The sequence below is a fragment of the Ornithinibacter aureus genome (assembly GCF_009858245.1).
Taxonomy (GTDB): Bacteria; Actinomycetota; Actinomycetes; order Actinomycetales; family Dermatophilaceae; genus Fodinibacter; species Fodinibacter aureus.
This window is the reverse complement of sequence record NZ_VMSB01000001.1, coordinates 954667-972909: the sequence shown is the minus strand read 5'-3', so window position 1 is coordinate 972909 and position 18243 is coordinate 954667. Positions and strand designations below refer to the sequence as shown.

General features: G+C 71.4%; 19 protein-coding genes. 13 read left to right on the top strand and 6 right to left on the bottom strand.

Annotation, left to right across the window (positions count from 1 at the left end):
* Positions 1 to 28: 28 nt before the first annotated feature.
* Positions 29 to 1471 (bottom strand): glycosyltransferase family 39 protein, encoded by a 1443-nt coding sequence (locus tag C8E84_RS04675; protein ID WP_159899911.1) that lies wholly within the window; start codon positions 1469 to 1471, stop codon positions 29 to 31.
* A gap of 84 nt (positions 1472 to 1555) precedes the next feature.
* Positions 1556 to 2578: an ADP-ribosylglycohydrolase family protein gene (locus tag C8E84_RS04670; protein ID WP_159899909.1), complete on the bottom strand. Its 1023-nt coding sequence runs from the start codon at positions 2576 to 2578 to the stop codon at positions 1556 to 1558.
* Positions 2579 to 2664: 86 nt separating this feature from the next.
* Between C8E84_RS04670 and C8E84_RS04665 the strand changes: the two genes are divergently transcribed.
* From C8E84_RS04665 to C8E84_RS04630, 8 genes are all read left to right on the top strand, one after another.
* Complete coding sequence (locus C8E84_RS04665; protein WP_159899907.1) at positions 2665 to 2916, top strand: type II toxin-antitoxin system VapB family antitoxin; 252 nt, start codon at positions 2665 to 2667, stop codon at positions 2914 to 2916.
* On the top strand, positions 2913 to 3320 hold the full coding sequence (locus C8E84_RS04660; protein ID WP_159899905.1) for a type II toxin-antitoxin system VapC family toxin: 408 nt from the start codon (positions 2913 to 2915) through the stop codon (positions 3318 to 3320). The genes C8E84_RS04665 and C8E84_RS04660 overlap by 4 nt, the downstream gene beginning before the upstream one ends.
* The gene (locus C8E84_RS04655; RefSeq protein ID WP_159899903.1) at positions 3317 to 4624 is read left to right on the top strand and encodes an alpha/beta fold hydrolase; all 1308 of its coding nucleotides are present in this window, start codon (positions 3317 to 3319) and stop codon (positions 4622 to 4624) included. The genes C8E84_RS04660 and C8E84_RS04655 overlap by 4 nt, the downstream gene beginning before the upstream one ends.
* A 178-nt stretch (positions 4625 to 4802) precedes the next feature.
* Positions 4803 to 6044 carry a threonine/serine exporter family protein gene (locus C8E84_RS04650; protein WP_246196779.1) on the top strand — a complete coding sequence of 414 codons (1242 nt, stop codon included), beginning with the start codon at positions 4803 to 4805 and terminating at the stop codon, positions 6042 to 6044.
* 179 nt (positions 6045 to 6223) lie between these two features.
* Positions 6224 to 6802 carry a DUF6318 family protein gene (locus C8E84_RS04645; protein ID WP_159899899.1) on the top strand — a complete coding sequence of 193 codons (579 nt, stop codon included), beginning with the start codon at positions 6224 to 6226 and terminating at the stop codon, positions 6800 to 6802.
* A 434-nt stretch (positions 6803 to 7236) separates the two neighbouring features.
* Entirely contained in the window at positions 7237 to 7695 is a 459-nt protein-coding gene (locus C8E84_RS04640; RefSeq protein ID WP_159899897.1) for a hypothetical protein, read from the top strand.
* Positions 7696 to 7818: 123 nt separating this feature from the next.
* Complete coding sequence (locus C8E84_RS04635) at positions 7819 to 9486, top strand: nuclease-related domain-containing DEAD/DEAH box helicase (protein ID WP_159899895.1); 1668 nt, start codon at positions 7819 to 7821, stop codon at positions 9484 to 9486.
* Between the two features lie 336 nt (positions 9487 to 9822).
* Complete coding sequence (locus tag C8E84_RS04630; RefSeq protein ID WP_159899893.1) at positions 9823 to 10149, top strand: hypothetical protein; 327 nt, start codon at positions 9823 to 9825, stop codon at positions 10147 to 10149.
* A 70-nt stretch (positions 10150 to 10219) separates the two neighbouring features.
* Here C8E84_RS04630 and C8E84_RS04625 read toward each other — a convergent pair whose 3' ends face one another.
* The 3 genes from C8E84_RS04625 to C8E84_RS04615 all read right to left on the bottom strand — a co-directional run bounded on the left by C8E84_RS04625 (position 10220) and on the right by C8E84_RS04615 (position 11976).
* A complete protein-coding gene (locus C8E84_RS04625) occupies positions 10220 to 11071 on the bottom strand; it encodes a hypothetical protein (RefSeq protein WP_159899891.1) in 852 nt (283 codons plus the stop codon).
* A 189-nt stretch (positions 11072 to 11260) separates the two neighbouring features.
* On the bottom strand, positions 11261 to 11569 hold the full coding sequence (locus C8E84_RS04620) for a hypothetical protein (protein ID WP_159899889.1): 309 nt from the start codon (positions 11567 to 11569) through the stop codon (positions 11261 to 11263).
* An 11-nt stretch (positions 11570 to 11580) separates the two neighbouring features.
* A complete protein-coding gene (locus C8E84_RS04615; protein WP_159899887.1) occupies positions 11581 to 11976 on the bottom strand; it encodes a hypothetical protein in 396 nt (131 codons plus the stop codon).
* A 211-nt stretch (positions 11977 to 12187) separates the two neighbouring features.
* Here C8E84_RS04615 and C8E84_RS04610 point away from each other — a divergent pair, with 211 nt between their 5' ends.
* From C8E84_RS04610 to C8E84_RS04590, 5 genes are all read left to right on the top strand, one after another.
* On the top strand, positions 12188 to 12865 hold the full coding sequence (locus C8E84_RS04610; protein ID WP_159899885.1) for a response regulator transcription factor: 678 nt from the start codon (positions 12188 to 12190) through the stop codon (positions 12863 to 12865).
* A complete protein-coding gene (locus C8E84_RS04605; protein WP_159899883.1) occupies positions 12862 to 14646 on the top strand; it encodes a sensor histidine kinase in 1785 nt (594 codons plus the stop codon). The genes C8E84_RS04610 and C8E84_RS04605 overlap by 4 nt, the downstream gene beginning before the upstream one ends.
* 71 nt (positions 14647 to 14717) lie before the next feature.
* On the top strand, positions 14718 to 15875 hold the full coding sequence (locus tag C8E84_RS04600; protein WP_246196777.1) for an NAD(P)H-binding protein: 1158 nt from the start codon (positions 14718 to 14720) through the stop codon (positions 15873 to 15875).
* Between the two features lie 9 nt (positions 15876 to 15884).
* A complete protein-coding gene (locus tag C8E84_RS04595) occupies positions 15885 to 16142 on the top strand; it encodes a GlsB/YeaQ/YmgE family stress response membrane protein (RefSeq protein ID WP_159899881.1) in 258 nt (85 codons plus the stop codon).
* Positions 16142 to 17152: an aldo/keto reductase family protein gene (locus C8E84_RS04590; protein WP_159899879.1), complete on the top strand. Its 1011-nt coding sequence runs from the start codon at positions 16142 to 16144 to the stop codon at positions 17150 to 17152. The genes C8E84_RS04595 and C8E84_RS04590 overlap by 1 nt, the downstream gene beginning before the upstream one ends.
* A gap of 106 nt (positions 17153 to 17258) precedes the next feature.
* Here C8E84_RS04590 and C8E84_RS04585 read toward each other — a convergent pair whose 3' ends face one another.
* Positions 17259 to 18113 (bottom strand): SDR family oxidoreductase, encoded by an 855-nt coding sequence (locus C8E84_RS04585; RefSeq protein ID WP_159899877.1) that lies wholly within the window; start codon positions 18111 to 18113, stop codon positions 17259 to 17261.
* Positions 18114 to 18243: the final 130 nt, after the last annotated feature.

Below are 18243 nucleotides of genomic sequence, written 5' to 3'. Positions count from 1 at the left end.
GACGCCTGCTGTCCGGATCGGGCGCCGTTCAGGGCCGCCGGAACGCGGGCCAGTTGTCCACCCACGGGCGGGTCAGGCCCGTACAGGCGAGCATCGTGGTGCCGTCTTCGTCGTTGTCGATGCCCCAGCGGTTCTCGAGCACGCCGACCTCGCGGCAGGTGGTGAACGCGTCGTCGAGGACGTCCGGGTCGACGCCGATGGCGAGCACCGAGTCGGCCTCGTCCGGCGGCGGCCCCCAGAGCCAGTAGGCCATGTGCCCCGAGTGCGCCGGCGGCAGCCCGAGATCCGGGCCGTAGCGGTCGACGGCTCCGGCCAGCCCGTAGTTGCCGGCGACGATCGCGGTGCCCTCGGGCAGGGTCCGGTGGGTCGCCGCCACCTGCTTGACGAGGTCCGGCCAGCCGATCGTCTCGCCGACGTCGTAGTTGACCGCGACGGGGATGCCGGCCTGAGCCGCCGGCAGCACGGGCAGCGTGAACACCACCGCCGGCACGCTCAGCCCCAGCAGCGCGACGCACGCAGGCACCTTGATCCGGTAGACGACGGGCTGCGCCCCGGCAGCGAGCAGCAGCGGGTAGAGACCGGCGAGGTAGTAGGGCTTGCCCCCGAGCAGGAGTAGGAGCGCCGCGAGGCCGAGGTAGGTGGCCCCGAGAACCCGCACCGACGGCATCCGGAGCAACCGCACCAGACCGACGACCCAGAACGGGGTCAGCAGCGGGCCAACGAGGAGCAGCTGCATCGGCACGAACAGCGCGCGTGGCTCCGACGAGCCGGACTCACCATTGGCGATGCCGCGCGCCACGTCGAGCTGCGGCCAGCCGTTCGTGTGTTGCCAGAACAGGTAGGGGGCGATGACGACGACCGCGATGGCGCCGGCGACATAGAGTCCAGGCTCGCGGAGGAGTTGTCGTGGGCCGACAGCGGCCAGCGCGGCGACGAGCACGACGAGGAGCAGGCCCACCAAGGGGTTGGATTGCGCGGTCAGGCCGGCGACCGCCCCCACGGCGACCCAGCGCCCGAGGGTGGCTCCGTCCTGGAGGATGCGGACGAGCAGCAGGGTGAGCAGTGTCCAGCCGAGCAGGCCGAAGGTACTCGTGCTCAGCAGGTGGGTCATGGCGAGCACGAGCCCGCACGTCGCGGCGGCGCTGGCGGCGATCACCTGGCCCTCGCGTTTCGCCCCGAGCTCGCGGGCGATCGCCGCGGTCAGGGTGACGATGGCGATCGCTGCGAGCGTCGACGGCAACCGCAGGGCGACCAGCGAGCCCGGGGCCACCAGGTCGGCGAGGCGGGCCAGCAGCGGCACCAGGGGCGGTTGGTCGGGGTAACCCCAGGCGAGGTGTTTGCCCGCAGCGACGAAGTAGAGCTCGTCGCGGTGGTAGCCGTACCGGCCCGAGAGAGCGAGCAGGACGACGCCGACTGCCGCCGCCACCAGAGCAACCCCTCGGCTCGCGAACGGCTGGCGCGTGGTGGGCACGACGACAGGCTGCCATGGTCCGGGCACTGCTGCGGCCCGGTCGCGCTGGGGGTTCATGCGTTGTGGCCGCCTCGCCGGGTGGGCTCAGCCTCGGGTGGCCGTGCGGGTGGCGAGATCGGTGAGGTCGGTCGCGGTCATGCCCGGCCAGCCGTGGACCAGGCTGCTCCACGCGTCGGGTACGGCGGACGCTCCGTACCGCGCCCCCAGTAGCCCGCCGGCGATCGCCGCGACGGTGTCGGTGTCGTCCCCGGCGTGGACGGCGGCGGACAGTGCGCGGCGGAGGTGGGCCGCTGCGTTGCCAGCACCCCGGTCGCGCCCATCGCCGCGATCGCTCCCATCTCCGCGGCCGGGGTCGGTCGACGTGATCGCGGCCCACGCGGCCTGGAGCGCGGTGACGGTGAATCCGTTCGGGGAGAACCGTGCCGGGTCGGCGCCCGTGGCCTCGTCGATCCACGACGCCCACTGGTCACGGCCGTCGGCATCGATGAGGTCGAGACCTGAGGTGAGGTCGAGGCGACCATCCACGACGGCGCGGCGCACGGCATCCGACCAGAGGACGCAGGAGTCGATCGCGAGCCGGTCGGCGTGCGTGATCGCCGCGACGGCGCGCGCGGATGCTGCGGTGTGGTCGCGGTCGTGCAGGCGGGTCAGGCCCACGATGCTCGTGCGCATGAGGGCGCCGTTGCCGGCGCTTCGCGGGTGGGATGCCGTGTACTCCCGTGCCGCTGTCGTGAGCCGGATGCCGGCCGGCCCGGTCGCGCGGGCTGCGGCCCGCAGGACGGCGCGGGTCTGGGTGCCGACGTCCGAGGCGCCGCCGTTGAGCCAGCCCTCGAAGGCGGCGGCGACGGCATCCACCGCGGTGGAGGAGGTGAGGTCGGCACCGGTGGCGGCGACGCGGGCGATGCAGATCGCCATCTGGGTGTCGTCGCTCCACTCGCCGGGCTCGTAGGGGCCCAGCCCGCCGCCGATCATCTCGGGCTCATCCGCTGGGGGAGCGGCGAACTCGTACGGCACGCCGAGGGCGTCTCCGACCGCCTGGGTGAGCAGGACGCCCGTGGCGCGGTCGATCTGGGTCGGCGAGAGGTCGAGGTCGGGCGTTGAGGTCACCGTGCCAGTGTGCCCGCTGGCCGTGTGCCCTCGTGCGGCAGACGTCCGCAGGGTAGAACGGTAGACATATGAGGTACCATAACGCCATGAGCATGAACATCAAGAGCGAGCGCGCCCACGACCTGGCCCGGCGTGCGGCCGCCGCGACGGGGCGGTCCCAGACGAGCGTCGTGGAGGAGGCGCTTGCTCGCTATCTCGAGCAGGTGGGGGAGGCCGACGCCCAGGCGCAGCGTCGCGTGTGGGACCTGCTGGCGGCGGTCGATGCCCGGCTCGTCGACGTCGACCGGGAGGCGTTCGCGGCGGACGACCTCTATGACGAGCAGGGTCTGCCGGCGTGATCATCGACAGCTCGGCCTTGATCGCGATCCTGACGGGTGAGCCGGAGCGAGCGGCGTTCGTCGAGGCCATCCGCGCCGCACGCGACCCGCGCATCAGCGCGGCATCCCTGCTCGAGGCGAGCATCGTGGTCGATCGCCGAGGTGACCCGGTGCTGAGCCGACAGTTCGATGACCTGGTCAGCGCGTTGGGGATCACGGTCGTGCCGTTCGATGCCGAGCAGCTCGCCGTCGGGCGAGCCGCCTACCGGGACTTCGGGAAGGGCAGCGGGCACCCCGCCGGGCTGAACCCGGGGGACTGCTTCTCGTACGCGTTGGCGCGGTGCAGGGGCGCGGCGCTGCTGTTCAAGGGCGACGATTTCTCGCACACCGACGTCGCCCCCGCGGTCGATAGCCTGCGCTCATGACGACGTCATTGCGCGTCCCCGGGCTGGTGCTGACCGATCACGTGCTCACCCTGCCGCTCGACCACGACACCCCGGATGCCGGGAGCATCGACGTCTTCGCGCGTGAGGTCGCCGCCCCGGACGGGCTGGATCGGCCGTTCCTGGTGTTCCTCCAGGGTGGGCCGGGGCAGGAGGCGCCGAGGCCCACGAGCCGGCCAGGATCGCCGCCGTGGCTGGCCCGGGCGCTGCGTGACTACCGGGTGCTGATGCTCGACCAGCGCGGCACCGGGCGGTCCACGCCGTACGGCGTTGGGGTGCGTGGCACTGGTGGAGTCGATGCCGCGGGTGGGCTTGGTGGCACAGCGGGCGGTGAGGCGAGTGTGGGGGCCGGCGACGCGGCATCCGAGGCGCGGTACCTCACCCACTTCCGCGCCGACGCGATCGTGCGTGACGCCGAGTGCTTCCGCGAGCACCTGGGGGTGGCGCAGTGGAGCGTGCTGGGGCAGTCGTTCGGTGGGTTCTGCACGCTGCACTACCTGAGCGCGTTCCCCGGGTCGCTGCGCGAGGCGTTCTTCACCGGGGGTCTGCCGCCGGTGGGGTTGCCCGTCGACGACATCTACGCGACGACGTACGGCATCGTGCGGCGGCTGAACGCCGAGCACCACCGGCGCTTCCCGGGCGACGAGGAACTGTTGCGGCGGGCGATGGCGCTGTGTGACGCGGGGGAGGTGCTCCTGCCCGGTGGTGCGCCGGTGTCGAGTCGGCTGCTGCGCTCGATCGGTGGCCGGCTCGGGGCGGACGGCGGGTCCGAGGAGATCCACTACCTGCTCGAGCGGGACCCCCGCTCGCCGGCGTTCGGGCACGACCTTGCCGGGCTCTTGCCGTTCAACGGACGGGCCCCGCTGTATGCCGTGCTCCACGAGTCGAGCTACGCCGACGGGGGAGTCACCGACTGGTCTGCTCAGCGGGTGGCGCCCGATGACTTCGTCGGTGACTCGACGCTGCTCACCGCCGAGCACCTGTTCCCGTGGCACTTCGAGGACCACCCGGAGCTGGTGCCGTATGCGCAGGTGGCGGACGTGCTGGCCGGGCACGAGTGGCCGCGGTTGTTCGACGCGGATGTGCTGTCGGCGGTGGATGTGCCGTGTGCGGCAGCCATCTACGTCAATGACGCCTTCGTCGACGTCGGGTACTCGCAGCAGACGGCGGACCTGTTGCCCGGGATGCGTCGGTGGGTCACCGACGAGTACCACCACAACGGGTTGCGCACCGACGGTGGGCGGATCCTCGACCGGCTGATCGGGTTGGCCCGCGGGAGCCTGTGACCCAGGGACGCGGGCCATGCACGAGGTGAGGCGGGGCGCCGACGGTGCGGACGGCATCCCAGGTTGTCCCAAGGCGCCCACCCGTTGGGCTGACGTCTGCGCCAGACCCGAACCTGCGCGGCAGCCGCGCATCACGGGGAATGATGGCGCGCATGCGACGACACCCGGCAGCGCGCGCGTGACCACAGGCGATGAGGCTCACGAGCGGCGCACGCGTGCCCTGCTCGCCCAGCTCGGAACGGCGATGATCGCGGCCGGCCAGCCGGTGCAGGAGATCGAGGAGGAGCTCGTCGAGCTCGGGGGAGTGCTCGGGTACCCGGACGTGCAGCTCGCCGTCGGGCCGACCGGTTTGCAGGTGACCCTGACCGAGGGCGGCGCGTCGACGAACCGGTCAGCGCCGCGGGGTCTGCAGCTGCACCAAGCGGCGAGCGTGCGGCGGATCCGCTACCAGCTGGTGCGCGGCGAGCTCGGCCCCGAGCAGGCGCGCGAGCAGCTGACGGCCGCGACCCGGCGACCGGTCGGGCACCCGTGGTGGGTGGTGGCGCTGGCCTGGCCGGTGCTCGCGGTCGGGATCGCGCTGATCCTGCAACCCGGGTGGGCCAACGTCGCCGCGGCCGGGATCGGGGCCGTGATCGTCTACGGGTTGATGCAGCTGGCGGGTCGGTACCAGGTCGTCACGGCGCTGCTGCCGACGCTGGCGGCGTTCCTCGTCTCGCTCGTGGTGTTCGGTGCGGCCAACGCCGGGCTCCTCGAGGGTCCGCTGCGCACGGTGCTGCCTCCGCTGGCGGTGCTGCTGCCCGGGGCGCTCGTCGTCAACGGGATGTCCGAGCTGGCCGCCGGGCACATGCAGGCAGGGTCGGCGCGGCTGACGTACGGGTTGGTGCAGCTGGGCCTGTTCGCGCTCGGGCTGCTCATGGCGACGACCCTGTTGAGGGTGCCGACGTCGGCTCTGGCGAACATCCGGGTTGACGAGATCGGCTGGGGCGGCGCCGTCGTGGGGCTGCTGCTGATCGGGCTCAGCATCTGCCTGATGGAGGGGGTGCCACTGCGGATGCAGGGGTGGGTGGTGCTCGTGCTCGCGCTGGCGTTCAGCGCGCAGGTGGCTGGGCAGGCGCTGGGGTCGGTGGCCCTGGGCGGGTTCCTCGGGGCGATCGCGGCGAGCCTGGGTGCGAGTGTGGTGGAGATGCGGCGGCCACAACTGGCGCGGCTCGTGTTGTTCCTGCCGGCGTTCTGGCTGCTCGTGCCGGGGAGCCTGGGGCTGGTGGGTGTCATGGAACTGGCCGCTGGGCGCCAGTCGGCCACGGACGTCGCGCTCAGCGTGCTCGGCGTCGCCATCGCGATCGCTCTGGGGCTGCTCGTGGGGTCGTCGCTGGGGCGGTCTCTGCGTGGGCGATTGGCTGTTGATCTGGCACCTGCCTGAGGTCGGTTGGAGGGGTTTTCCACAGGTGGTGCTGCTCGGGTGGCGAGATCTGTGCTGATCGCTACCGTTGTGGCAGCGGGTCGACATCGGGGGCGGCCGGGGAAGGACGTTTCGTGGCTGCTCTTCGTGTCGGTCGTGGTCGGATGCCGTGGGCCCCTCTTGGCTCGTCGCGTCGACGGATGTCGTTTGCGGCGTTCGTCGTGGCGGGTGCCGTGGCGCTGGGCGGGTGCACGGGGGAGTCGGATCCCGACCCGAGCCCAAGCGCCGGCTCGGCGTCGGCGACGTCGAGTGCATCCCCGTCCGTGACGCCCTCGCCGTCGCCGTCGGTGACTGCGTCGGGGCCGGAGATCCCCGCGGCCGCGCGGGAACAGACCGAAGCCGGCGCAATCGCATACGCCAAGTTCTTCTTCGACCAGTTCAACATTGCGTGGACCGAGCCCCGCGCCGGACTGATCGCGTCCCTTAGCGATCCCGAATGTGACTTCTGTTCAGCTAGCGAATCCGATGCTGGTTACCTCGTGAAGGAGCGCCAGCGCTATCAGACCGACCCTTCGGAGCTGCTCGAGGTGGAGCCGATTTCTGGGGCGCCAGAGGGCCAGCAGTACCTCGCTATCAGGCTCGAACAGAAGAACGCGCGGATCGTCGACGAGGCAGGCGCTGTTGTCAGCTCGGATGAGCGGCTGGTGGTTGACCGCTACATGGCTCTCGTCTGGTCCGACGGTCGATGGCTCACGCTTGAAGTTGAGAAGACTGAGTGACCATGAGATTCAGTGGCCTCATCCTTGCGGCTGGTACGAGTCTCTCGCTGGTGCTCCCTGTGCATCATGGCGGTCCGCACGGAATCGCTGGAAATGCTGGCGAGGCTGGCTCGGAGTTGACCCTGCTCAGCAGCCAGACTCTGCGTGGCTGGTCCGAGCAGGCGCTCTTGCAGGCGGATACCGGCCCGTGGTTCGAGTACGACTCCGTGTCGGTGTGTGGTGGGCATCCTGATCGGCCTGGGTCGGACACCATGTGCCTGCGTGCCGTGGTCATGTGTCAGAGCGGTGTGAATGGCGACGGGCCGGCGGTGGCGATCTTCCGGCGGGAACTGGAACGCAACCGTCAGCCGATGCCTGGTGCCGCTGGGCGGTGGGCTTCAGTTGGGTTCACGTGTTTCCCAGCGTTGGTGCCGGGGGCGAGGAACACGTTGACGATGGCGATGATCCGGGAGGCGTTCCACGACACCGACTTCACGGTGCCGACGGTGAACATCCAGCCCGAGGGTGACCTGACCCTGGTGAACCTGCCGACGTTCTTCGAGGCGAGGTTCCCCGAGAGCGGGTATGGCCCCGGCGAGATCGACGAGGTGGATCCTGCGCGGATGCTGGGACACCGGGTCGAGGTGCGCCCCGTGCTGAAGTCGATCACCTACCACCTGGGCGACCAGACACTCGGCCCGACGACGTCGTTGGGTGGGCCGTACCCGAACGGTGACGTGCGGGCGACGTACGCCCGGCCGGGCACGCATGAGGTGCGTGCCGACATCGTCTACACGGGGCAGTTCCGGGTGGGTGGCAGTGACTGGTTCGACATCCCGGGCGAGGTCGACCTGACCGGCACCACGGTGACGTTGACCGTGGCCGAGGCGAAGTCCCGCCTTGTCACCAACTAGCGTCCGCCCTGTCAGCACCCTGACGTCCTCCTCGCCACCAGGTAGGGGCCGCTGGGTCACCACCTGAGGGGGATCTGCCTTCCGTTCCCCAGGCCTGTCGGTGGTCGCTGCCACGATGGCACCGTGAGCGCCCACGGCATCCCCGATGACCCGCAGTTCGCGACCGAGTCCGAGCGCGAGGTGTGGACGCGCCTGAAGGCCGACGGCGCGTCCGACTGGACGCTGCTCGCCAACGTGCGCCTCACCGACGCCAAGAAGGACCACGAGCTGGACGTCATCGTGCTCATGCCGGACGTCGGCATCGTCGTCGTCGAGGTCAAGGGCGGAGACCTGCGGATGGAGGAGGGCGAGTGGGTCGTCGGCCACGGCAAGGGCCGCCGCGTGGTGCACCCCGTCGACCAGGGGCGCGACGGCAAGTACGCCCTGCGCGCCTACATCGAGCGTGACCCGCGGTGGAGGGCGAGCAGCCGCACGAGGGTGCGGTTCGGCCACGCCATCGCCGCCCCGTATACCGACCTCGCCGACGACTTCGCCACCCCCGACTGTCCGCGCTGGATGATCAGCGGCCGACGTGACCAGCCCGACCTCGCCGGCCGCCTGCACGACATCGCGTCCCGGCAGGAGAGCGGGCACCGCGTGCCCACTCACGACGACTGCGACCTCATCGTCGAGATCCTCAAGGGCCGCAACCTTCCCCAGCGCACCTTGCTCGCCGAGGCCGACGAGCGCGAGTCACGCGCCGACCGGCTGACGATCGAACAGGCGACGATCCTGGGCGTGACCCGGCTGATCCACCGCGTCGACGTGCGCGGCGGCGCCGGCAGCGGCAAGACGGTCCTGGCCCTCACCCAGGCCAAGGAGCTCACCCACGGCCGACACGGCCAGCCCGCGCAGCGGGTCGCGCTCCTGTGCTACTCGGTGGGTCTGGCGAGCTGGTTCAAGCGCTACATGGACACCGTCGACCGCCGGCACCGCCCCGCCTTCGTGGGCACCTTCGAGGACCTCGCCGCCTATCTCGGGGTGAGCGAGTTCGGCGGGCGTGACGACACCGACTTCTGGGAGAACCGGCTGCCTGCGCAGATGGCAGAGCGGGCGGGGGACCTGCCTGACGGCAAGCGGTTCGACGCCGTCGTCGTCGACGAGGGTCAGGACTTCGCCGACGGCTGGTGGACGCCGATCATGCGCTGCCAGCGCGACGAGCTCGACGGCGGCGTCTACGTCTACAGCGACGAGAACCAGCGGGTCTTCGCGCGCTTCGGCAGGCCCCCGGTCCCGCTGGTGCCGCTCGTGCTCGACCACAACCTGCGCAACACCCGCCAGATCACCGAGACCTTCCTGCCGCTCGCGCCGATGCGCATGTACGCGCGCGGGGGAGAAGGGCCCGAGGTCACCTACGTCGAAGCCAGCGCTGACGATGCCCTCGACGCCGCCGACGACCAGATCGACCCGCTGCTCGAGGACGGCTGGCGCCCGGAGGACGTCGCCCTGCTCACCACCGGCGACCGCCACCCCGAACAGGTCTCGCTCCAGGAGTCCGAGGGTCAGCTCGGCTACTGGCGCACCTTCTGGGACAAGGACTGCGTCTTCTACGGCCACGTGCTCGGCTGCAAGGGTCTGGAGCGCAAGGTCGTCGTGCTCTGCGTCAACGAGAGCACCCCGCGCGAACGGGCCCGCGAACGGCTCTACGTCGGGCTCTCGCGGGCCACCGACAAGCTCGTCGTCGTCGGCCCGCGCGACGTCATCCTCGAGATGGGTGGACCAGCCGTGGCACGCAGGCTCGGGATCAGCTGACCAGACGTATCAGCCGAGGTGTGAACGACTCCTTCGCCGTGTCACGCCACCGATGCGGTCAGCGATGTGGCCGCGGTGGCGGTGTGACGGGGTTGAGGTTCTCACTCGAAAGGTCCGCTGATGCGTCCGCACATCTCCACCGGCTCCGTCCGGCTCCGTCCGCCTCCTGCTCGTCCCTGCCGTTCTGGTCGCGCTCGCTGGCTGCGGCGACGCAGAGCCTGCCGACCCGGCAGCGACCGCCACTGACGCACCACCCCCGTCCGCGTCTCCAGCCACTGCGGCCACTCCAGCCACCCCCGCGGATAAGCCCACGTCGAGCACCCCCTTGGCCCCGCCGTGCCGTCCCCGTCCGACATTCCGTCCGTCAAGGCCTACGGCGAAGCATCACCCGAGTGCGCCGGCATGTCGGCCGCCCTCATGGGCGCGACGAGGATCGGTGGGCTGGCCGACCAGGGCAAGGTCACCCAGGGCGACGTCGAGGCTGCCTACACGGACCCGTTGCTCAACGACATCCCCGTCGACGCCGTGCCGATCCTCGCCGACATGAAGACGGCCAGCATGTCGCTCGTCGGGCTGGATGCCGCTGCGGCCCAGGCGCAGCTCGGCACCTTCCAGAGCGCCCTGAGCAACCTCGTCGCGACCGCGGAGGCCGTCTGCTCCTGAGGCTCGCGTTCGACCACGACACGATCATCGCCGTCGGCGTGGAGCGAACCGGGCGCGGTTCGACCTCGGGTCAGCGCACCGAGGTGAGCGGGCGTGCGCCAGCGCGGTCCTTGTCCCACAGCAGGAACGCCGCGGCGTGGCGCGTGTCGGTGAACCCGTCACCGACGAGCTCGAGCAGCAGGTCGTTGGACCAGACCGCGAGCCGGCCGATCTGCATGGCGGTCGCGTCGTGCTTGGCAGGCAGGTGGAGGCCGAACACGGACTCGGTGATCTCGCGCTTGCCGGTGCCCTCGGCGGTGTAGGTGAACAGCGGCAAGAAGCGCTCGGGGTACACGACGCACAGAACCTTGGTGAGCAACGGCTCCTTGAAGCCGGGCATCGCCGTGTCCACGTCCTCCTCGATGAGGTGGGTGAGGCGGTCCTCGAGGGGGATGTCGTCAGGCCCGCGCAGGAGGTAGTCGATCGACTCGCGGGTGCGCTCGGCGGCCTCGTCGGCTCCGAGCTTGTTCCACGCCCGGCTGTAGATCGACGCGGTGCCCGTCTCGCCACCGATCGAGCTCGTGGCGAAGTCCTTGAGGTCCTGCGGGTCGCAGGTTGCCAGGACCTCGGCGGAGAACAGGTGCTGGAAGCGGGCCCGGTGCTCGTCGACCTCGGGGGTCGGCAGTGGCTCGTTCTTGAGGAACTGGCGCTTGAGCCGCACGACGCGGGCCGCCCGCTCGGGGCTGAGCATCGGCGCGGTCGCGAACCGGCCCCTGGCCATCTCGAACGGGGAGCGGTCCGAGGTGGACCGCGTGGGGGCAACGCTCGCACCCCAGGTGTGCTCGCACTCGCCGCAGCGGAAGGTGCGGGTGCCGTCGGCGGCGTCAGCGCCCAGGTGGATGTCGTTGTCCGAGAGGCAACTGGGGCAGGAGATGATCGCCATGGGGTGGCTTCCTTCGGGTCGGTACAGCGGGGGACCCGTCGGTCGAGCGCCGGTGCAGCAGTGGTGCCGGGGTGGTGCAGTGGTGGTCCAGAGGCGGTACGGGGTGGCTCAGGTGGTGCAGAGCAGTGCCCTCCCACGGTAACAGCGTGGGAGGGCACCGGGTGTCTGCCTTTGGCGGGCCCTGGGCGGTCAGGCGACGGCCCGCGCCTCCGGACGTGGTGTCGCCCGTCTGGCCGACCGCCTCGCCTCGGATCGCGTACGCGCCTCGTGGGCCAGGGCGATGAGCGCGAACCCGACGACGAAGACCCCCAGCGTCGTGACGCCGTAGGAGAGGGGGAACTCGCCCGGACGGAAGGCCGAGCTGTCGAGCAGGAGGTAGAGCGTCTGGAAGACGAACGCCCACAGGTACGCCACGGCATACGTGGTGTTGGCGACGAGCCACGAGCGGGCGAACCATCCGAGTGGCAGGCAGAGCGCGATGGTGACGACGGCGATCACGGCACTCGACCTCAGTCCGTCACGGTGGCGTGGCCGCGCTGCGTGGAGAACATCAGCACGACGGACGCGATCGTGAGCAGCACCCCGACCGCCGCTGCGGCCTTGAGCCAGGCTGGCACGTCGACGAAGAACGCCGGCACCGCGGTGAGCGCCGTGATGATGATGGCCCCGGCGGCGACACGCAGCGCCCGGCGGTTTCCGGTGCGCCAGGCGATGACCACGGCAACGAGCCCGACGATGCCGAGCACCGTGCCGGCCCACAGCACGACGGCCGGCGGTCCGACCTCGCCCTCGGGGGCGGTGTCGCCGAAGGCGCTGAAGATGTTGCTGAGGCTGAGCAGCCCGGCGAGGGCGAGCCCCACCTTCGAGCGGGTGGTGCCCCGGGTCGGTGACGGGGCGGTGGTCATGGTTTTCATGGTGACTCCTCGGGTGCTGGTTGGCGAGGGTTTGAGCGTGCGCCGCGACCGTTCCCGACCGACAGGGATGCCGTGCCCGTTCACCTTCCCGGGTCGTCCCACTCACGTCTCGGTCATGTTCCTGCACAGTCCCGCCGATGGGGACTGCCCGTAGGCAGGAGTTCCCGGGTCAGGACGGGTCCGTCGCCGCCATCATGGTGAGGTGACCGCGCTGCGCATCGTCGTCGTCGACGACCACCCCGTCGTGCGGGGAGGGCTGCGGGCGCTCATCGGCACCCTCGACGGCCTCGAGGTCGTCGGAGAGGCCGACGACGGTGAGTCCGCGGTGCGCGAGGTGCAGCTGCTGCGCCCCGACGTCGTCCTCATGGACGTCCGGATGCCGGGTGGCGACGGCATCGAGGCCACCCGGCGGATCCGCACGATCGTCCCGGACACCGCGGTGCTCGTGCTGACCATGCACGACGACGACGCCACCGTCTTCACGGCCATGCAGGCCGGCGCCCGCGGCTACCTGCTCAAGGGCGCCAGCCAGGACGAGATCGTCAGCGCCGTGCGCGGGGTCGTGGCCGGCCAGCTCGTCTTCGGCCCGGGTGTCGCCAGCCGGGTGCTCGCGTACTTCACGGCCGGCGCGCCCCACCAACCCCCGGACGCCCAGACCGCTCCGGAACCCTTCCCCGAGCTCACGACCCGCGAACGGGAGGTGCTCGACCTGCTCGCCTCGGGTCGGCGCACGGCCGCCATCGCCCAGGCCCTGTACGTCTCGCCCAAGACGGTGAGCAACCACCTGACGAGCATCTTCGCCAAGCTCGAGGTCGCCGACCGCGCGGCCGCGATGATCAGGGCCCGCGAGGAGGGCCTGGGCCAGGGGAGCGGGCAGTGAGCTCGACGTCCGTCGCGCTGGCGGTGGCCGTGCTCGGGCTGGTCTGGGCCGCGAGCGGGCTCGCGATGGCCCTGCTCAGTCGGTCGACGGTCTCCGCGATCGCCCTCACGGCGGCCGGCGCGGGCACGCTCGCCGCGACGATCACGCAGGCGACGATCACCCAAGCGACGACAACAGGGGCGAGCGGCACCCCGGGGCTCACCCGCTTCCTCCTCGTCGCCAGCTGGGCGCTCGCCATGCCGCTCGCGGTCACGGCCTACCCCGCGTTGCAGTGGAGGCACCCCGTGGATGCCGTCGCCCTCACCACGGTGTTGGGCGCCGGCATCCTCGCGACGCTCCAGCCCCAGTCGCAGCCAGTGCTCGACGCCACCGGCGTCGTGCTCGGGTCGGTTCTCGTCGCGCACACGTGGTGGCGCCTCGAGCGCGCCCACAGCAGGGCGCGGTCAGCACTCGCATGGCTGGCGGCCGTCGGCACCGGGGCCGCACTGATCGGTCTGGTCGTCGGGTTCCTCACACCCACGCCCGCCGGAGCCGTGATGGCGACCCTGATGGTGGCGCTCCTCGGCCCGGCGATGCTCGTCGGCGCGACCCGTCCCGACGTCCTCGACGTGCGCGTGGTCGTCGTCCAGCTCGTCGTCGTCGCCGCGGTGCTGATCGGCTACATCGCCCTGTTCACCCTGCTGGCCTCGCTGCTCGAGGTGATCCTCGGCCGCCCCGCCGCGGTCGCCGAGCTCGCCGTCGCCGGTGCCCTTGCCACGTTGCCCCTTCCCGCCCTGCGCACCGCCCTGCGTGGCGTCGTCGACGAGCTGTTGTTCGGCCTGCGCGCCGACCCGCTCGACGCCGCCACCCACGTCGCCGGCAGCGACGTCGGGGATCCGGTGTTCGCCCTGCGCGCCGTGCGCGAGGCACTCGACCTTCCGTATGCCGTGCTGCGGGTCGCGGGGGAGAGCGTCGCCTCGTCGGGTCGGTCGGCGACGAGCACCACGACGCTGCCGCTCACCCTCGGGGCGGACGTCGTCGGCGAGCTCGAGGTGGGCCTGCGCCCCGGAGAGGTCTCGCTGTCCGGCGACGACCGGAACGTGCTGGCCCTCGTGGCCCCGTTGCTCGCCCTCACCGCCCGCTCGGCTGCCCTGGCCGCAGCCCTGCAGGAGTCGCGGGAGCAGTCGATCACGGCGATCGAGGAGGAGCGCCGCCGCCTGCGCCGCGACCTGCACGACGGGCTCGGCCCACGCCTGTCCGGCATCGCCTTCACCGCTGACGCCGCACGAAACAGCGTGCGCACCGACCCCGACGCCGCCGAGGCCCTGCTCGCGCAGCTGCGCGCCGAGACGAGCACGGCCATCGACGAGATCCGCGGCCTCGTCTACGCCATGCGCCCGCCGGCGCTCGACGAACTGGGCCTGGTCAGCGCCATCAGACAGCAGGCCCTCGCGCTGCGCACGCCAGAGGGGACGCCGCTGCGACTCACCGTCCAGGCCCCGCCGACGCTGCCGCCCCTCACCGCCGCCGTGGAGGTCGCCGCGTACCGCATCGTCGTCGAGGCCCTGACCAACGCGGCCCGCCACAGCGGCAGCGACACCGTCACCGCTGCTCTGTCGGCGGATGCCGGGGCACTCACCATCGAGGTCCACGACCGGGGAGCGCCGAGGCGGGGCCGCTGGGAGGCCGGCGTCGGGATGTCGAGCATGCGCGAGCGCGCGGCCGAGATCGGCGGGTCGATCGAGGTCGGCCCGGGCGACACCGGGGGGCGGGTGCGGGCTCGGCTGCCCCTGTCGGTCTGACCCGTGCGACGGCATCCATCCGCTGTAGAAGGTTTTCCGAAGGTTGCCCTCCGTCGGCCTAGGTTGTGGCAGTGATCACACCGGACTCCGCGGCATCGACCCCCGCGGCATCGACCCACGCGGCCTCGACCCCCGAGGTCGCCACCCCCGAGCCCCGGCGGGTTCTGGTCACCGGAGCCACCGGCTACATCGGCAGTCGCCTCATCCCGCGCCTCCTGCGCGACGGCCACCACGTGAGGGCTGCGGTGACCAACCTGGAGCGGGCCCGCACGGCCTGGTGGGCCGACGACGTCGAGCTCGTCCGGATGGACGTCCTGGACTCCGCCACCGTCGAGGCGGCCGTCGAGGGCATGGACGCCGTCTACTACCTGATCCACGCCCTCAAGGGTGAGGACTTCACGACGACCGACCGGATCTCCGCGGAGAACATGGCCTGGGCCGTGGCCGCAGCGGGGGTCGAGCTGCTCGTCTACCTCAGCGGGCTGGTTCCGGACGTGCCCGAGAGCGAGCTGTCCGAGCACATCACCTCGCGCCTGGAGGTCGAGCGCATCCTCACCGGTGCGACGGCCGGCATCCGCGTGCTCACCCTGCGCGCCGCGATCGTCACGGGGTCCGGGTCGACGAGCTTCGAGGTGGTCCGCCAGATCAGTGAGCGGATGCCGGTGCACACGGTGCCGGCGTGGATGGACAGCCGCGTCCAACCGATCGCCGTGGTCGACGTCGTCGAAGCGCTCACGGGTGCGCTGTCGGTGGCGAGCGAATCGCGCTCGTACGACGTCGGTGGCCCGGAACGGATGCCGTACACGCAGCTTCTCGATCGCTACGCCCGTGCCGCCGGGCTCACCCGCCCCCAGGTCACGGTGCCGGGCCTGCCGACCGACGTCGTCGCCGTGCTCGCCGGGGCCATCACCGACGTCCCCGGATCGACGGTGCCGGCCCTCGTGGAGAGCCTGCACCACGACATGGTCTGCCACGACGTCGACTGGACCTACGACCTGCTGCCCGACGGCTACGAGCTCGTCGGGGTCGACGAGTCGTTCGCCCGGGCACTGCGCGAGCCCGACACCACCCTGCCGCCGGCGCAGTGCGACCCCCTGGGACCGATGCCCGGCGACCCGGCGTGGGCCGGGGGCTCGGGCACGACGACCGGGGGAGTCGGTGCCATCATGGCCGGGGCCCGGTCGGTCGTCTCGGGGCTGGCGGGTCGGATGCTCCCAGGCCGTGGCTAGGCTCGGCCCATGCTCTTCATCGGAATCATTCTCTTCGGCATGCTCGTCGGCGCGGCCGCCCAGCTCATCCTCGGACGCGGCGGGTCCGGCATCAACTGGCCGCTCGCCTTCGGCACCGGCATCGCGGGCTCGTTCGTCGGTGGGCTGCTTGCCAGCCTGCTCGCGGGTGACGGGTTCAACCTGCGGCCGAGCGGCATCATCGGCTCCATCATCGGCGCGATCATCGTGACCCTCGGGTACGACCGGCTCAAGGGCAGCAAGGCCTGATGAGGTTCCGCTACCTCGGCAACAGCGGCCTGAAGATCTCCGAGATCACCTACGGCAACTGGCTCACCCACGGCTCACAGGTCGAGAACGACATCGCCACGCAGTGCGTGCGCGCCGCGCTCGACCACGGCATCAGCACCTTCGACACCGCCGACGTCTACGCCAACACCAAGGCCGAGAGCGTCCTCGGTGAGGCGCTCAAGGGCGAGCGGCGCGAGAGCCTGGAGATCTTCACCAAGGTGTACTGGCCCACCGGCCCCGGCGGGAAGAACGACACCGGCCTGTCGCGCAAGCACATCATGGAGTCGATCAACGGCTCGCTGACCCGCCTGCAGACCGACTACGTCGACCTCTACCAGGCCCACCGCTTCGACACCGAGACCCCGCTCGAGGAGACGATGACGGCCTTCGCCGACATCGTTCGCCAGGGCAAGGCTCTCTACATCGGGGTCAGCGAGTGGACCGCCGAGCAGATCCGGGCCGGGCACGCCCTGGCCAAGGAGCTCAACATCCAGCTCATCTCGAGCCAGCCGCAGTACTCGATGCTGTGGCGGGTCATCGAGGGTGAGGTGGTGCCCACGAGCGAGGAGCTCGGCATCAGCCAAATCGTGTGGAGCCCCATCGCTCAGGGTGTGCTGACCGGCAAGTACGTGCCGGGGCAGGCCCCGCCGCAGGGCTCGCGCGCTGCCGACGACAAGGGCGGCGCCGACATGATCAAGCGCTTCATGAACGACGACGTCCTCACCCGGGTGCAGGCCCTCAAGCCCGTCGCCGACGAGGCCGGCCTGACCATGGCCCAGCTCGCCGTCGCGTGGGTGCTGCAGAACCGCAACGTCGCGGCCGCTCTGGTCGGGGCGTCCCGCCCGGAGCAGGTGGGCGAGAACGTCAAGGCGTCCGGGGTGACCCTCGAGCCCGAGCTCATGGCGCGCATCGACGAGGTGCTCGGCGACGTGGTGCAGCGTGACCCGGCCCTGACCGCGGCGAACGCCCCGAAGGGTCGCGTCGCCTGAGCGACCTCCCGCCCTACCCCCCGACGGCCCGGCACACCCTCCACGTGGTGCCGGGCCGTCGGCGTCGGGCGTCAGGCCGCGAAGGTCCGTTCGACACCTCGCGGCGTCAGGGTGCGAGGGTCTGCTCGATCGCCTCGCGCAGCGTCGTCGGCGGTCGCCCGATGAGCCGCTCGAGGTCGCCGGTGTTCACCTCCAGCTCGCCGCGGCCGATGCCCTCGTCGGCGCTCGCGAGCACCTGCGCGTAGCCCTGCGGCAGGCCGGCCCCGACGAGGATCGCGGTGAGCTCCTCGGCGGACACCTCGGTGGCGGTCACCTCCCGCCCCGAGACCGAGGCCACGGTGGCGGCGAGCTCCGCGAGGGTGAACGACGGCCCGCCGAGCTCGAGGACCTGACCGGCCGAGTCGTCGGCGAGCAGCGCGACAGCGGCGGCGTCGGCGTAGTCGGCGCGCGTGGCGGCGCTGATCCGCCCGCCCCGAGTGGCCCCGACGACGCCGTGCTCGAGGTGGGTGGGCACCTGCGAGAGGTAGTTCTCCAGGTACCAGCTGTTGCGCAGGAAGGTGAACGGGATGCCGGACTCGCGGATGACTCGCTCGGTCTCGCGGTGCTCGGTGGCCAGCGCCATCTGCGCGGTGTCGGCGTGGGAGATGCTCGTGTAGAGCAGCTGCCCGACGCCGGCAGCCTTCGCAGCATCGACGACGGCGGTGTGCTGCGGCAGGCGCTGCCCGACCTCGGAGCCGGAGATGAGCAGCACGCGGTCGGCGCCCTGGAACGCGGCTGCCAGCGACGCGGCATCCGCGTAGTCGGTGACGGCGGTGCGCACCCCCGACGTGGCGAGCTCGGCGAGACGGGCCTCGTCGCGGCCGGTGGCGACGACGTCGGTGGGGGAGGCGCCGCGGCGCAGGAGGGACTCGACGACGAGGCGGCCGAGCTGGCCGGTGGCTCCGGTGACGACGATGGTCATGGGTGGTCCTCTTTCAGCAGTGGTGCGCGGGTGGTGCGCGCGTGGTCGTCCGGGCCAACCGGCGGGGGAGCCAGGTACTTCCCCATGGTTAGTACGCACTTTGAAGTAAGGTACGCACGTGCAGGTAACC